The organism is Clostridium sp. UBA4548 (genome assembly GCF_002387895.1).
Lineage (GTDB): Bacteria > Bacillota > Clostridia > Clostridiales > Clostridiaceae > Clostridium_J.
In genome coordinates, this window is record NZ_DGLI01000021.1 from 1 (window position 1) to 15,546 (window position 15,546).

General features: G+C 31.6%; 12 protein-coding genes and 1 riboswitch. Of the genes, 7 read left to right on the forward strand and 5 right to left on the reverse strand.

The annotated features are described in order from the left end of the window. The first annotated feature begins 473 nt into the window (after window positions 1–473). Both secA and prfB read left to right on the forward strand, forming a co-directional pair. A complete protein-coding gene (gene secA, locus B3040_RS06520; protein WP_017413492.1) occupies window positions 474–2,975 on the forward strand; it encodes a preprotein translocase subunit SecA in 2,502 nt (833 codons plus the stop codon). Window positions 2,976–2,978: 3 nt separating this feature from the next. Continuing rightward, window positions 2,979–4,086 (forward strand): peptide chain release factor 2 gene (gene prfB / locus B3040_RS06525; RefSeq protein ID WP_100218766.1). Its coding sequence is split into 2 segments (ribosomal slippage): window positions 2,979–3,056 and window positions 3,058–4,086, totalling 1,107 coding nucleotides; the frame shifts between segments, so codons are not numbered across the junction. 66 nt (window positions 4,087–4,152) lie between these two features. Here prfB and B3040_RS06530 read toward each other — a convergent pair. Next, window positions 4,153–5,490 (reverse strand): M28 family metallopeptidase, encoded by a 1,338-nt coding sequence (locus tag B3040_RS06530; RefSeq protein ID WP_291571390.1) that lies wholly within the window; start codon window positions 5,488–5,490, stop codon window positions 4,153–4,155. Between the two features lie 165 nt (window positions 5,491–5,655). On the opposite strand from B3040_RS06530, the gene B3040_RS06535 reads away from it, so the two are divergent. Beyond that, window positions 5,656–7,815: a Tex family protein gene (locus B3040_RS06535; RefSeq protein ID WP_291571392.1), complete on the forward strand. Its 2,160-nt coding sequence runs from the start codon at window positions 5,656–5,658 to the stop codon at window positions 7,813–7,815. A 307-nt stretch (window positions 7,816–8,122) separates the two neighbouring features. Next, a riboswitch (FMN riboswitch) is annotated at window positions 8,123–8,235 on the forward strand. 107 nt (window positions 8,236–8,342) lie between these two features. Next, on the forward strand, window positions 8,343–8,984 hold the full coding sequence (locus tag B3040_RS06540) for an ECF transporter S component (RefSeq protein ID WP_291571394.1): 642 nt from the start codon (window positions 8,343–8,345) through the stop codon (window positions 8,982–8,984). A 130-nt stretch (window positions 8,985–9,114) separates the two neighbouring features. Here B3040_RS06540 and rimI read toward each other — a convergent pair whose 3' ends face one another. From rimI to B3040_RS06560, 4 genes are all read right to left on the reverse strand, one after another. Further along, entirely contained in the window at window positions 9,115–9,561 is a 447-nt protein-coding gene (rimI, locus tag B3040_RS06545; protein ID WP_291571396.1) for a ribosomal protein S18-alanine N-acetyltransferase, read from the reverse strand. Next, complete coding sequence (gene tsaB / locus B3040_RS06550; RefSeq protein WP_291571398.1) at window positions 9,554–10,264, reverse strand: tRNA (adenosine(37)-N6)-threonylcarbamoyltransferase complex dimerization subunit type 1 TsaB; 711 nt, start codon at window positions 10,262–10,264, stop codon at window positions 9,554–9,556. Before tsaB ends, rimI begins: the two co-directional genes overlap by 8 nt. Next, window positions 10,261–10,719, reverse strand: coding sequence for a tRNA (adenosine(37)-N6)-threonylcarbamoyltransferase complex ATPase subunit type 1 TsaE (gene tsaE, locus B3040_RS06555; RefSeq protein ID WP_291571401.1), 459 nt, complete (start codon window positions 10,717–10,719; stop codon window positions 10,261–10,263). The genes tsaB and tsaE overlap by 4 nt, the downstream gene beginning before the upstream one ends. Before the next feature lie 108 nt (window positions 10,720–10,827). After that, a complete protein-coding gene (locus tag B3040_RS06560; RefSeq protein ID WP_291571403.1) occupies window positions 10,828–12,087 on the reverse strand; it encodes an HD-GYP domain-containing protein in 1,260 nt (419 codons plus the stop codon). Window positions 12,088–12,390: 303 nt separating this feature from the next. Here B3040_RS06560 and B3040_RS06565 point away from each other — a divergent pair, with 303 nt between their 5' ends. The 3 genes from B3040_RS06565 to B3040_RS06575 all read left to right on the forward strand — a co-directional run bounded on the left by B3040_RS06565 (window position 12,391) and on the right by B3040_RS06575 (window position 15,330). Further along, a complete protein-coding gene (locus B3040_RS06565; RefSeq protein WP_291571405.1) occupies window positions 12,391–13,011 on the forward strand; it encodes a CBS domain-containing protein in 621 nt (206 codons plus the stop codon). A 360-nt stretch (window positions 13,012–13,371) separates the two neighbouring features. Next, the gene (locus B3040_RS06570; RefSeq protein ID WP_291572009.1) at window positions 13,372–13,935 is read left to right on the forward strand and encodes a DUF3867 domain-containing protein; all 564 of its coding nucleotides are present in this window, start codon (window positions 13,372–13,374) and stop codon (window positions 13,933–13,935) included. Between the two features lie 327 nt (window positions 13,936–14,262). Further along, window positions 14,263–15,330, forward strand: a complete 1,068-nt coding sequence (locus B3040_RS06575; protein WP_291571407.1) for an NAD(P)H-dependent flavin oxidoreductase — start codon at window positions 14,263–14,265, stop codon at window positions 15,328–15,330. The last annotated feature ends 216 nt before the right edge of the window (window positions 15,331–15,546 follow it).

Below are 15,546 nucleotides of genomic sequence, written 5' to 3' on the forward strand. Positions count from 1 at the left end.
CTGCTAAAGCGACAGCCCCTTTTAAATTTGTTGTAAAACAATATAAGGTCTATATAAATAATATAACTTCACTTATGATGCTTTTAGTTGAGTTTATAGCAAAATGATATAGCTTTTAAATTAAGTAAGTTAAGAAGGGGTAAGCAATAGCCTCATAAATAAATACTTAAGCATAGTCTAATTTGATTTATTTAGGGCTTTTGTGTACATAGATTAAAGTTTAAATGGTAAAGTGTAAAAATATTGGGAATTATTTTCAGAATATTATAATAGGCAAAGTTGAAGTCGTATTAAATAAATGCTATAATCTTTAATATGACTTTAAATTAAATAAAATATTAATAAATTTATTTTATATTATACTTAAGACATCCTAGGAAGAGTATTTAGCTAACTTAGGTGTCTGATTTTTAATTATGGTATGTATATAGGTTTAATTTATCTTATTAAGGATGAACAGTGAGGATGATAATATGAAACTTTTTGAAAAAGTATTTGGTAGTTACAGCGATAGGGAAATAAAAAGAATAATGCCTCTAGTGAAAAAGATTAATGATTTAGAGGGAGATACTGAGAAGTTAACTGATGAGGAGTTAAGAAATAAAACTCAGGAATTTAAGGATAGGCTAAGTAAGGGTGAAACTCTAGAAGGGATTTTACCAGAAGCTTTTGCTGTGGTAAGAGAAGCTTCAAAAAGAGTACTAGGTCTTAGACACTATGATGTACAGTTAATTGGAGGTATAGTTCTTCATCAAGGAAGAATATCTGAAATGAAAACTGGGGAAGGTAAAACTTTAGTTGCAACACTTCCATCCTATTTAAATGCATTAACAGGAAAAGGCGTTCATGTAATTACTGTTAATGATTATCTAGCAAAAAGAGATAGAGATGAAATGGGAAGGATTCATGAGTTCCTTGGACTTAAGGTAGGAGTTATAATCCATGGTCAAACACAGGTTGAAAAGCAGGAAATGTATAACTCAGATATAACTTATGGAACAAACAATGAGTTTGGATTTGATTACCTAAGGGATAACATGGTTATATATAAAGAAGAAAAAGTTCAAAGAGAGTTAAACTATGTAATAGTGGATGAGGTTGACTCTATTCTTATAGATGAAGCAAGAACACCACTTATTATTTCTGGAGAGGGAGAAAAGTCCACAGATTTTTATAGAGTTGCTGACTTCTTTGTAAAATCTTTAAGTGAAGAGGACTATACAGTAGATGAGAAAGCTAACTCAGTAATTTTAACAGATGAAGGTATTGCAAAAGCGGAAAAATATTTTCATCTTGAAAACTATGCAGATCCAGAAAATATGGATGTTCAACACCATGTAGTTCAAGGGCTTAAAGCAAACTACATGATGAAGAATGAGAAGGATTATATAGTTAAAGAAGGCGAAGTAATTATTGTTGATGAGTTTACTGGAAGGCTTATGGAAGGTAGAAGATATAGTGATGGTCTTCACCAAGCCATAGAAGCTAAAGAGGGAGTTAAGGTTGAGAAGGAATCTAAAACTTTAGCAACAATTACCTTCCAAAACTATTTTAGAATGTACAGTAAATTAGCAGGTATGACAGGTACTGCCTTAACAGAGGAAAGTGAATTTAGAGAAATATATGGACTAGATGTTATTGTAATACCAACAAATCAACCTGTTGTGAGATTAGATCTTGCAGATTTAGTTTATAAAACTGTAGCTGGAAAATACAAAGCTATAGTAGAAGATATTGCTGAAACTTATAAAAATGGTCAGCCGGTGCTAGTTGGAACAGTAAGTATTGAAAAATCAGAGGTACTATCTGCAATGCTTAAGAAAAAGGGAATTCCACACCAAGTATTAAATGCTAAGTATCATGAGAAAGAGGCAGAAATTGTTTCTCTTGCAGGGCAAAAGGGTGCAGTAACTATTGCTACAAACATGGCAGGTAGAGGTACTGATATTAAGCTTGGAGAAGGAGTAACTGGGCTTGGAGGACTTAAAATTATTGGTACAGAGAGACACGAATCAAGACGTATAGATAATCAGTTAAGAGGACGTTCGGGTCGTCAAGGAGACCCAGGAATGTCTAGATTCTATATTTCTCTTGAGGATGACTTAATGAGAATTTTCGGCTCTGAAAGACTTTCATCTGTAGTAGAGAAGATTGGATTAACCGAGGATGATGCAATTGAGAGCAAGATGGTTACTGGAGCTATTGAAAGTGCTCAGAAGAAGGTTGAAGGAAACAACTTTGATATTAGAAAAAATGTAGTTAAATATGATGATGTTATGAATATGCAAAGAGAAATCATATATAAACAAAGACAAACAGTTCTTCAAGGTGCAAACATAAAAGATCAAATACAAGATATGATTAAAGATGTTATAGATGATGCTGTAGGTTCACATATTAGTGGAGTGGAAGATACCTTCAAGGATGAACTTCATAAATTAATTCAGTACTGTGAAGAAATCTTCCTTCCTAAGGAGACCTTTACTGTTGAGGCTTTAGAAAAGCTATCTGATGAGGAAATAAAAGAAGCCCTACTTAAGGTAGCTAATGAGCTTTATAGTGAAAAGGAAGCTGACTTTGGCGAAGAACAAATGAGAGAAATAGAAAGAGTTATCTTGTTAAAGGTAGTTGACTCTAAATGGATGGATCATATTGATAACATGGATCACTTAAAGCAAGGTATAGGCTTAAGAGCATATAAACAACAAGACCCTGCACAAGCTTATCAAATGGAAGGTAGTGACATGTTTAATGAAATGATTTATAACATTAAACAAGAAACTGTGAAGTATTTATTCCATGTAAAAATGGAAAAGGCACCTGAGAGAGAAAGAGTTGCTAAAATAACTTCTACTAATGAAGATAGCAGTATAAAGAAAGAACCAGTTAAAAAGAAAGAAAAGCCAAATAGAAATGATCCATGTCCATGTGGATCAGGATATAAATATAAAAATTGCTGTGGAAGAGGAGAATAAATAGTGTTATTACAACTGGAAGAACATTTGAATGAAGTTAATAGCTTGAAGGAAAGTATAGATGAATTAAAGGTGTCTCTTTGACATCCCAGCATTAGAAAAAAAAGTATCTGAATTAGAACTTAAGATGCAAGAGTCAAATTTTTGGGATAACCTTGAAAAGGCACAAGAAGTAACTCAAAAGGCAAAAGCTATTAAGGATAAGTTAGATAAATACAATGAACTAAAAACTAGAGTTGAAGATGTAGAGATATTAATTGAGTTAAGCTTAGAGGAAGAGGATTACTCTTCTTCTAAGGAAATAAAAAATGAAATAAAAGAATTAATAGAAATAATTGATAAACTGAAAATTGAAACCTTACTTTCAGGAGAATATGATAGAAATAATGCAATTCTAGCCCTTCATACTGGGGTTGGAGGAAATGACGCTCAGGATTGGACGGAAATGCTTTATAGAATGTATAGTAGATGGTGTGAAAATCACGATTTTAAGGTAGAGGTTTTAGATTATGTTCCAGCAGATGAAGCGGGAATAAAAGGTGTCACCATAAAAGTATCAGGAGAATTTGCCTATGGGTACTTAAAGTCAGAAAAAGGTGTCCATAGACTTGTAAGAATTTCCCCTTATAACTCTAATGGGAAAAGACAAACTTCCTTTGCAGGCTGTGAAGTTTTACCAGAGCTTACAGAAAATCAAGATATTGATATAAAAAGTGAAGACTTAAGGATTGATACTTATAGGTCCGGAGGTGCTGGTGGGCAGCATGTTAACAAAACTGAGTCTGCTATAAGAATTACCCATATTCCAACAGGGGTAGTGGTTCAATGCCAAAGTCAAAGAAGTCAGCATACTAATAAAGAATATGCTATGAAGATGCTGAAATCAAAACTTATAGATATAAAGGAAAGAGAACATAAGGATAGAATAGAGGATATAAGCGGAGAGCAGAAGGACAATGGTTGGGGAAGCCAAATTCGTTCCTATGTATTTCATCCTTATAACTTGGTTAAGGACCATAGAACTGGAGTTGAAACAGGCAATATCAATGCCGTAATGGATGGAGATATTGATATGTTTATCAACGGATATTTGAAAGAAAATCAAAATTAGCATTATAGTAGTTTGAAAATGAACTTGTTCATTAACATTAAAAATAGAGTAAGCTAGGTTGCAAGCTTACTCTATTTTTTTATAAACAAATATAAAGAAAAGAGAAGTAATTAAAGATATACCTAATAATTCTTTATCATAAATATAGATAAGGTTATTACTAAAGCCATTTTTTGTAACTTCTTTATTTACCACACTAAAAGCCCTTTTTATAGCATCACTACTTATATACTCAATTCTATCCTTTGGAGTATGAATCCTATTCATATCATTATCACAAAGGGTTACTGCATCAATACCTTTTGACCTAAAAGCAGTATGATCGCTGGCATCCTCAAATAAATAGTTAAAATAAATCTTTTCTTCTTCAAAGTTTTTAGTTAATTCCTTTATAAAAGGAGTTTCATTGGTGTCATTTTTACCACCCATAATACATAGAGGAATTCCATCATAACTTCCAATCATATCAAAGTTATAAACTTTACTTCCTTTTAGTTTTGGGGCATATTGCTCTACAAAAGCTGTAGAACCTAAAAGGCCAAATTCTTCTGCATTGAAAGCTGCAAAAACAATATCTCTATCAGGAGTTCCAAGAGCTTTTATATACTTAACTAACTCCATAACAAAGGCTGTACCAGAAGCGTTATCTAAGGCCCCTCTATAAATAGTATTGTTTAAGTCCATACCTAAGTGGTCAAAGTGGCAACTAAAGACTAAAGGTGGCTTTGAAGAGTCTTTTCCTTTAAGAACTCCCACCACATTATTTACACTGGTATCATCTACTTTAAAGGGTATATAAGTATATACAGAATTCCCAGCTTCAAGATATTTAGATAGCTCACCTATAGTTTCTTTTGTTACTATGATATATAAATCTTGTTTTGAGCTTTCTACAAAGGAGCTTCTAAAAGATAAATCATTTTCATTGGTAGTGTAAAATATTATACTTCCTTTATCATTCTTTACATAGAGAACATCACCACTACCTGAGGTTACTAAATCTTCTTTAGTAAAGGATACTTCAGTGTTCCTAAAGTTTAATAAGTCTTCCTTGTAATTAACTCCATACTCTAAAGTTTTAATTAGCTTATTATCTTTATCCATTATAGCTATAGTGGGCTGTTCATTTAGTTTCTTAGGATATTTAACTTTAAAGGATTGATAATAGCTACCTTCAAAAGGAGCTAATCCATTTTTAACAAATTCCTCTTTTATTAAGGCAGCAACTCTGTGATTTTCTATTGTTCCTGTTAATCTTCCTTTAAAGGTATCAGAAGATAAGTATTCAATATTTTCTTTTACCTTTGAAATATTAAACTCTTTTGTGTTACAATAACTTTGGAAACTTAAGGAAGATACAATGAGGCAAAGAGTTAAAAAATAAGATGTAATAAATTTTTTCATGCCATCACCTATAAAAAATTATTTAGGTATCCTCATTAAAATATTAATATGAAGACTGTTTTAATAAAGATGCCTCTTAGTAATAATATGATTACTTAACATGAGGTATGATAATGTTAGTTAATTTTAATAGCTTAATATACTTATAGCTTAGAGGAGGATTTTATGAACATTATAGAACAAAAGTTAGCTAGGGAGTTTAATTTATCAAAGGATCAAATTTTAAATGTAATAGCTATGTTAGACGAAGGTAATACAGTTCCCTTTATTGCACGTTATAGAAAAGAAAGAACAGGAGGCCTTGATGATATAGTTTTAAGGAACTTTTCAGAAAGACTTGTGTATTTGAGAAATCTTCAGGAAAGAAAAGAAGATGTAATAAGAATAATCGAGGAACAAGGAAACCTTAGTGAGGAAATCAGAACTTCAGTGGAAAAGGCTGAAACCTTAACAGAAATTGAAGATATATATAGACCCTTTAAGCCTAAAAAAAGAACTAGAGCAACTATAGCAGTAGAGAAAGGACTTTCACCTATTGCTGAAGAAGTCTTAGGTGGAAAGTTTAAAGGAAATATAGAAGAATATGCAGCTAATTTCATAAGTGAAGAAAAAGGAGTTTCAACTGTTGAAGAAGCACTACAAGGTGCTATGGATATAATTAGTGAAAGAATAAGTGATGAAGCAGAGTATAGAAAGTGGATTAGGGAAAATGTACAAAGAAATGGCTTTGTTGAAACAAAAGGAACCAGTGAGGGGCCAACGCCTTATGAGATGTATTATGAGTATAAAGAAGCAGTAAGGTTTATCCCACCCCACAGAATTCTTGCAATAAATAGGGGTGAAGATGAAAAGGTATTATCCGTAAAAATTACAGCAGATATGGATAAGATTATTACCTACTTAAAAAATAGAGCCTTAAAGGGAAATGAAATTACAGACAAATATATAGAAATTAGCGTAGAAGATTCTTTAAAAAGACTTATATATCCATCCATTGAAAGGGAAATTCGTAGTCAGCTTACAGATATAGGAGAAGAAGGGGCTATAAATATTTTTAAGGCCAATTTAAAAGCTCTTCTTATGAGCCCACCAATTAAAGGTAAGGTAGTTATGGGATATGACCCAGGGTTCAGAACAGGATGTAAAATAGCCATTTTAGATGATACAGGAAAGTTTATAGATAATGTAACTGTATATGCAACTGCGGCTAGTGAGCAAAAAATTAATGAGTCTATAGAAATACTTAAAAATATGGCTATTAAATACAAGGTAGATGTAATTTCTCTAGGAAACGGTACAGCTAGCAGAGAATCAGAAGAGATATTAGCAAGAGTTATAAGTGAGGTTAAGAAGGCAACGGGAAAAGATATTTATTATGTAGTGGTATCCGAGGCTGGGGCTTCAGTTTATTCTGCATCAGAACTTGCTACAAAGGAATATCCTAATTTAGATGTAACCGTTAGAGGAGCAATTTCCATAGGAAGAAGACTTCAAGATCCACTAGCAGAGCTAGTTAAAATAGATCCAAAATCAATTGGAGTAGGTCAGTACCAGCATGATGTAACCCCTAAAAAGCTAGACGAATCTTTAAAGGGAGTTGTAGAAGATTGCGTTAATAATGTAGGTGTAGATTTAAACGTAGCGACACCATCGCTACTATCCTATATTTCAGGAATTAACAGTACCATTGCACAAAATATTGTAGCTTATAGAGAAGAAGTAGGAAAGTTTAAATCTAGAAAAGAACTTTTAAAGGTTAAAAGGCTTGGAGCAAAGGCTTTTGAGCAATGTGCAGGGTTTTTAAGAGTTATGGAGAGTAAAGAGTCCTTGGATAACACTTCTGTTCACCCAGAAAGCTATGAAGCCGCTAAAAAGCTAATTAACATGTTAGGTTACTCAGATGAAGATTTGAGAAAAAACAGACTTTCAGATATTGATAATAAGGTAGAAGCTATTGGCATTGAAAAGCTATCAAAGGATTTAGAAATAGGGGTTCCTACACTTTTAGACATAATTAAAGAGATTAAAAAGCCAGGACGTGACCCAAGAGAGGAACTTCCAAAGCCAATTTTCAAAACCGGTGTTATGGAATTATCTCAACTTAAGCCAGGAATGATGCTTATGGGTACTGTAAGAAATGTATCAGACTTTGGAGCTTTTGTGGATATCGGAGTCCATCAAGATGGTCTTGTGCATAAAAGCCAGCTTAGCGATAGATTTGTAAAGCATCCACTAGATGTAGTGAAGGTTGGAGATATCGTAGAAGTTAGGGTGTTAGAAGTAGATGAGAAAAGAAACCGTATATCCTTATCTATGAAGAAATAAATATAATAAGATATTTTCTTTAAAATAAATCCTTAAATAAATATAATCGTAAATAAAGAAAAGAAGATAACAATATATGATGTTTAAGGCACTTTTAACCTTATGCTATAAATTTATATAAATCAAAAAAAATTAAATTAAAGAATTTATTAAGAGAATTCTTCCATCAATACTTAGTCTATAAGCAGCAAAGTTTTAGAATAAATCATACAAATAATTTGTAGGAGAAGTTTAGAAAAATAATCTGTAACGTATTGCTATAGTACTTAGATTGTATTATAATTATTCTTGTAAGAAATAATTAAATAATGCACTTCAGGGCGGGGTGAGAGTCCCCACCGGCGGTAAAGCCCGCGAGCCGTAAGGCAGATTCGGTTAGATTCCGAAGCCGACAGTAAAGTCTGGATGAAAGAAGGTAGTATGTGTAATATGAATTGTTACGCCCTGATCATGTTGGTCAGGGTGTTTTTATTTTATTACACAAAGATACCTCTTGAGGTTCGCAGTACAATTTTAGGAGGGAAAATATGAAAAAGAAGACAAATCTAAACTCACTAATTAAAATTTCACTTTTAGGTGCAATAGCATTTATACTAATGCTATTTGAGTTTCCTATACCAGGCTTCCCACCATTTTTAAAGCTTGACTTTAGTGATTTACCAGCATTAATAGGAGGATTTGCTTTAGGACCGGTAGCAGGAATAATAATTGAATTTATAAAAAATGTATTAAATATAATATTACATGGATCAAGTACAGGAGGAGTAGGAGAATTTGCTAACTTCTTAGTAGGTGGAGTTTTTGTATATGTAGCTTCATGGGTTTATCATAAAGATAAAAGTAGAAAGAAGGCAATTATAGGATTAATTTCTGGAACAATTGCTATGACTTTAGTTGCAGGATTATTTAACTATTTTATTTTAATACCAATATATGCAAAATTATTTGGAGGCTTAAATAATGTTATTGGGGCAGCAGCTGCTGCTAATAAGAGCATTAGCAGTTTAGCATCTTTAATTGTTATTGGAATTACACCTTTTAACATTCTTAAGGGAGCGGCTGTATCTGTTATAACCTTCGCATCTTATAAGAAAGTTTCTCCACTAATTCATAAGGAAAGTCTTGCTTTGGAACAACAAAAGCTTAAAGAAAAAGCTGGTAATATATAAAAATAAGCTAAGGTTACAGTTTTTTTAAAATATGTTCTTAGTTTATGGGTGAGCAAGAATTAAAGAAGGAAGTAATGCAAAAATTATAAATAAGCTTAATAAAAGACTATGAAATGAGTTTTCATAGTCTTTAAATTTTTCTATTCCACATTACGTAAGCGTCTTCTTTGTTATCTTCATAGTACTGTTTTCTTATTCCCTCAGTAATAAAGCCATGTTTTTCGTAAAGGCTTATTGCGGCTATATTTGACTTTCTAACTTCTAAAGTAATACCAATCAATTTTTTTTGCCTTGCTATAATTAAGAGGTTTTCCACTAAAATATCTCCTAAGCCATGTCCACGATAGTCAGGGTGAACTGCAATGTTAGTTATATGTGCTTCATCAAAGATAATCCACATACCACCAAAGCCAACTACTTTATCTCCAAGTTTTAAGACTATATAGTTAGCATATTTATTATCTAATTCCTTCTTTAAAGAATCTAAACTCCAGGCAATTGGAAAGCTTAGTTTGCTGATATGCTGAACTTCTATTATATTACTTTCATTCATTGGGACAATAGATAAATCAACCATTATTATTCCTCAGCTTTTCTTCATATTCTCTTTCTGCTTGAGAAGGTCGAAGGTAAATTGGCGCAGAGGTAAATACGTCTTCTTTCTCACCATTTTTTAAGCGTCTTAATCCGATTTCACCTAAAGAGGAGGCTTTAACTACATTTAAATGAGTTGGTGCAAAGTATGCATTGTTTAAATTTTCAGCAAGCGTCTCTTTAAATTTATAGGTACCATCCCCTATAAAGTGTATGGGTTCATTGTAGTTTTTCAATTTATTAATTAGTTCTTCAATTGATAAAATTTCAGATTCTCCAAGAGCCTCCAAGGAACCATTACATACCTTGTAAAAGTTTGTATAAACATTTCCCCTTAAGGCATCCATTATAGGACAAATAACTCCCGTAGAAAAAAACAAATTATTTGCAAGAGCATCTAAAGTAGAAATGGATACAAAGGGTTTTCCAGTAGGTTGTGCTAAGCCTTTTATAGTAGCCATTCCTATTCTAAGGCCAGTAAAGGAACCAGGACCCTTTGAAACAACAAAACCATCTATATCTTCAATAGATAAATCTGTTGAAGTTAAAAGGGTATCTATCATAGGCATCATTATTGTAGAATGTTGTTTCTTATAATTAAAAGTTATTTCTCCAAGAAGCTTATCTTCGTCAATAATTGCAGCAGTTGCGCTTTCAGTAGCCGAATCTAAACACAATATCTTCATAATGTTAACTCCTTTATATAGTCATATCTGGAATCACTATAAGTTATAGTTACTCTTCTACAGGTGGAACCTAGCTGAGGGACCTTTTCTAAAGTAAGAGTTAAGCTCTCTTTTGGAATTATCTCTTCAATGTAATTGGCCCATTCAATTACACTTACTCCGCCCCCAAAAATATATTCATCAAAACCTATAGCAGCTATTTCATCAGGATCATTTACTCTATATACATCAAAATGATAAAATTTTAATCTTCCATCATATTCATTTACAATGTTGAAGGTAGGGCTTGTAATATGCTCATCAATAGATAGACCCTTAGCAATTCCCTTGGTAAGATGAGTTTTACCAGTTCCAAGTTCTCCAATTAAGCAAATTATATCACCAGCATTAGCAAGGCTTCCAAGCTGAATACCCAGGTTTTCTGTTTCTTCTACTGTGTTAACTAAAAACTCCATGTTTTTCACCTCAATATTATTTTAGCTGAAAAAATCATAAATGAAAAGGCAATATTATATATCAACTCCTAATACATAATATTGCCATAAATTTATTTGCTAGTAAAATCACGTAGATAAATTTTTTTCTACTTTAGAAATTAGTGTACTCTTTAGAGATTTTACAGCATTACCGCATATAAATTCGCTTCTTACCATGTCATCGAGAATTTGAAAAGCTTCGTACATGTACATTCCTTTTCTATAAGGTCTATCCTCAGTAAGAGCTTGGTATATGTCGCAAACCCCAATGATTTTACTTTCTTCACTTATGTGTTCAGCAGAAAGTCTTCTAGGATATCCAGCTCCATTTAATTTCTCATGGTGATTGGCAGCCCATTCACTAATATCAGGAATAAGTTCGATTCTATCTAAAATAAGCTTTGTATAATAAGTATGAGATTTTATTAAAGAAAATTCATCCTCTGTTAGCTTATCTTTTTTATCTAGAATAGTTGCTGGGATTGCTAACTTTCCGATATCGTGAAGAAGTCCTGCTATTTTCATTTTTAAGCATTTATTCTCATCATAACCAACATATTTTGAAACTTCAAAAGCTAAATCAGCTATGCCTCTAGAATGCATAGCTGTAAAGCCACTCTTACTATCTATGATAGTAGCAAAAATTTCAGCTATGTATTCAAATTCCTTTAAGGTAACATATTTTTCTTTCTTAGGTGCAATATAGTCTAATATGAAACCCATATGCGGCACATTGTAAAGGTTAAGCCAAAAGGTTTCACTGCTAGCAAGCTTTAAAAAGCAATCAACAATAGTTGGACAAAAAAGTCTACCACTATGAAGTTTTATCCAATCTATAAGAGAATCCTTTTGTTTGTAAATTGGCACATTTTCATCAAACATAACCTCTAACAAATCAGCAAGTCTGATAATTTGGGCCTCAAAGGGAATAAGGTAATTTTTAAGCTTCATACAGCCACTACCATCATAATTTTCGTGGTGATAAAGGATTATATCATATATTTGAATTAGTGCAGGAATTTTCTGTATCATGTAGGCACCTTCAACACAATGTTTTTTTATATACTCTACAGAGGTATGGACTTCATCAAGCATACTTTGAGCACCTATATCATGAAGCATGGATGCAATATATAAATTATGATAACTTTCCTCACTAATATTAAGTTTTTTACCAATCTCTAGTGCTATGAAGGCGGTGCGCTTAGAGTGATGTGAATACTTATGCTTAGAATAATTCACCCCAGAGATATCTTCTATAACATTTAAGTTTTGTAAGGAGGTAGTCTCAGCTAAATCTAAGGATATAGATAGAGCATTAACTACTTTATTAAGACTGATATTCATAGGTAACCCCCATAATGAAAAAAGAATTTATAGTATAATTTATTAATAATTATATCATAGTTTTAATGAAGATTATAACTTTTATGTTAAACCTTAATAAAATATTATAAGTTTTAGGGGAGTTGTAAATAAAGTATAAACTTTACTTATTATTTAATATTTAAATATATAGACAAATTTATGTAATTTCAAGTATAATTAAAGATAATCATCATAGTTTTTACTTGTATTTGGAAATAATGAATAATATATATTATCAGTAATATAATTATTACTGATAGCCTTAATAAGGAGGAATTGATTATGTTTGTAAGTAACTTAATGTTGCCAAAAGAGAAATTAACTACTGTAACTCCAAAAATTACCATAGGCGAAGCTCTTGATGTTATGGAAAAGAATAATTTTTTATCCATTCCAGTAGCGGATGGTAATAAATTTTACGGTGCAATATCAAAAGAAAAAATATACACTTACTATTATGAAAAATGTATTGAAAGACAGTGTTTACTTTCAGATTTTTTAGTTGAAAATGTTATGAGAACAGATGTGCCAACAATTAATCCATTAGAGCAAATGGAAGAAGCTGCTCATTTCTTAGAAACAAAGAGTGTATCTTTCATAGCTGTAGTTGATAATAGTGGAGAGTTTAAAGGAATAATTACTCACCATGCTATATTCCATCAATTTACTGAGCTATTTGGATTAAATAAGGGAAAGAGATTAGCAGTTATTGCTTATGATATTCCAGGACAGCTATCTAAGCTTTCTAAAATAATTACTGAAAACAAAGGTGATATTATAAGCTTTGTTGTAGTTGATCCAAAAAGTGTAACAGATGTTAAAGAAATAGTTGTAAGATTAAAAACTGATAATTTTGATGAAATCCTAACAAAAGTTAAAAACGCTGGCTTTAAAGTTCAGTAGTTTTATAGAAGATTACCTTTCAAGAGCTTTGTTTTAGGAGGAAACTTTAAATAGTGTGAATCTTAATGTGCTTTTAAATTGTAATTTATTAAATATTGAGTAGTTAGGAATTTCCATTCCTATAAATAAAAAAAGATATCCCTTAAACACGGGGGTATCTTTTTGTGAATTTGTAGTTGATTTCTTAAAATTTTTCTACAAGAGTATTTTAGGCATTAAGTTACTAATAATATATTAGGTATCTTCAAAAAATAAATAAGTCAGTATGCTCGTCTATTTTGTGTTATACTTTACATCTTTGACTTGGTATTTATTTTCAGATGCCTTAAAGCGTAGTTTTTATTTAAGGAGATGATTAAAATTAGCGATATAATAGATTTCAATGAGCTTAAAAATAGAGTCAATGACAAGGATATCGATAAATTTGAGGATTATATATACTCACTATATTATTCTATGGGAGAAGGAAAAATTAATATGCTAGAATTTAGCAGAAAAATACAAGCTTACATGGAGGAAAACAACATATCTCAAGAGAAGTTTTTAAATATTCAAAAGAAGGTTATGGAGAGATATGGATTCGATATGAATAATATTGATGAACAAATGAAATCTTTCGGAATTGATACTAGCCAGTTTGGTTCATTGGGAAAAGACTATGAGGAAATGAGAAAAACTCTAAGTTTTCAAGAAAAGTATAAAGGAAGAATTAGTTCTAAAGCAGTGACAATTTATTATATTAAGAATTCGAATAATAACGTAGAAATAATTATGGAAGAGGAGAATGTGCTTTTAAAAAGCTACACACATATTAACTTAGCAGATAACGAGCTTAATGAATTTTTATGTTCTTATAAAAAGTTAATGAAAGAAAAGCCTCTTAACATATCTATATGTGAGAATTCTTCTACCTATATATACTAATAATCTATTTATTTATTTGGTTTTAGGTTTAAACTTAATAGATTTAACTTAAAAAATAAGGTGACAATCTGAGGCTAAAATTAGTACTAAGGTTGGGTTCCACCAAGAGCTATACACTAATGAATTTTATTATTGGTGTATAGCTTTATTTATAACTTTTAAATTGAATAATTACGTTTTTTTCAGCGGCCCTATTAAGTTAGTTTGGAATTTATTGAATTTTAATTGGATATGATATATAATAGTAATTATTACTTTGATAATCAAAATATTTGATTATCAAATTAAACTGATTGAATTAACTTCTTATAGAGGAGATGAAGATTTATGAATATAAAACCATTAAAGATAGGAAACTTAGTAGCTAGATTACCGATTATACAAGGAGGAATGGGAATTGGAGTTTCTCTTTCTAATTTAGCAGCAGCAGTGACAAATGCTGGAGGAATAGGTGTTATTTCCGCTGCTCAAATAGGATTTAAAGAGAAAGACTTTGAAATAAATCCCTTTGAAGCGAATCTTAGAGCTTTAAAAGAACATATAAGATTAGCTAAGGAAAAAGCTTTTCAAGGTATAATTGGAGTAAATATCATGGTAGCTATGGAACATTATGAGGAATACGTTAGAGCAGCAATAGAAGCTGGAGCAGACCTGATAATATCAGGGGCAGGGCTACCTTCAGCCCTTCCTAAGGTAGCAAAGGATTCTAAGGTGAAACTAGCACCTATAGTATCTTCTTTAAAGGCAGCTAAGGTTATTTTAAAAATGTGGGATAGACATGACAAAGCTACTGCAGATTTAGTAGTTATTGAGGGTCCAAAGGCTGGAGGACATCTTGGTTTTAAAAAAGAGGAATTACAGGATAAGAACATGGATTATGATAAAGTAATTACTGACATAATCAACGAAGTTAAAACTTATGAAGAAAAATATGAAAAGTCAATACCTGTAGTTGTAGCGGGTGGAGTTTTTGATGGCTATGACATTGCAAAGTATTTAAAACTTGGAGCTGCCGGTGTTCAAATGGCTACAAGATTTGTAGCTACAGAGGAATGTGATGCTCATATAAACTATAAAAATGCTTATATAAATTCAAAACTTGAGGATATTGTTATTGTGCAAAGTCCAGTAGGAATGCCAGGCCGTGCTATTAAAAATCCATTCATGAATCAAGTGGAGGATGGAGGAGTAAAGGTAACAAAATGTTATAAATGCATATCCCATTGTAATCCTAAGACAACACCTTATTGCATAACTAAAGCATTGATCAATGCAGTAAACGGAAATATAGACGAAGCTCTTCTATTTTGTGGAGAAAACGCTCATAAGGTAGATAAAATTGTTACTGTAGATGCATTAATGAAAGAGTTGGAAGAAGAAATAATAAAAGCGTAACAGCTTAAGAGGATGTTCTTATACATCCTCTTTTATTTTTTTATATAAGTTTAAGTAAGAAGCTTCAGAGACGAGGGTCAAGGGTTATAAAATCCATGAAGAGTGAGTTTTAAAAAGTACTTTCTGAGAAGTTATATCTATAGGGACAGGGATAAAAAGTAGTAATTTTAATTATTGTTAGTTAAATTTAAATACCATAATTATTGGAAGCTGCAT

Excerpts from the sequence above, each read along its gene's own strand:
- secA (WP_017413492.1), top strand. The coding sequence starts at position 474 with ATGAAACTTTTTGAAAAAGTATTTGGTAGTTACAGCGATAGGGAAATA.
- B3040_RS06530 (WP_291571390.1), bottom strand. The coding sequence starts at position 5,490 with ATGAAAAAATTTATTACATCTTATTTTTTAACTCTTTGCCTCATTGTA.
- B3040_RS06535 (WP_291571392.1), top strand. The coding sequence starts at position 5,656 with ATGAACATTATAGAACAAAAGTTAGCTAGGGAGTTTAATTTATCAAAG.
- B3040_RS06540 (WP_291571394.1), top strand. The coding sequence starts at position 8,343 with ATGAAAAAGAAGACAAATCTAAACTCACTAATTAAAATTTCACTTTTA.
- rimI (WP_291571396.1), bottom strand. The coding sequence starts at position 9,561 with ATGGTTGATTTATCTATTGTCCCAATGAATGAAAGTAATATAATAGAA.
- tsaB (WP_291571398.1), bottom strand. The coding sequence starts at position 10,264 with ATGAAGATATTGTGTTTAGATTCGGCTACTGAAAGCGCAACTGCTGCA.
- tsaE (WP_291571401.1), bottom strand. The coding sequence starts at position 10,719 with ATGGAGTTTTTAGTTAACACAGTAGAAGAAACAGAAAACCTGGGTATT.
- B3040_RS06560 (WP_291571403.1), bottom strand. The coding sequence starts at position 12,087 with ATGAATATCAGTCTTAATAAAGTAGTTAATGCTCTATCTATATCCTTA.
- B3040_RS06565 (WP_291571405.1), top strand. The coding sequence starts at position 12,391 with ATGTTTGTAAGTAACTTAATGTTGCCAAAAGAGAAATTAACTACTGTA.
- B3040_RS06575 (WP_291571407.1), top strand. The coding sequence starts at position 14,263 with ATGAATATAAAACCATTAAAGATAGGAAACTTAGTAGCTAGATTACCG.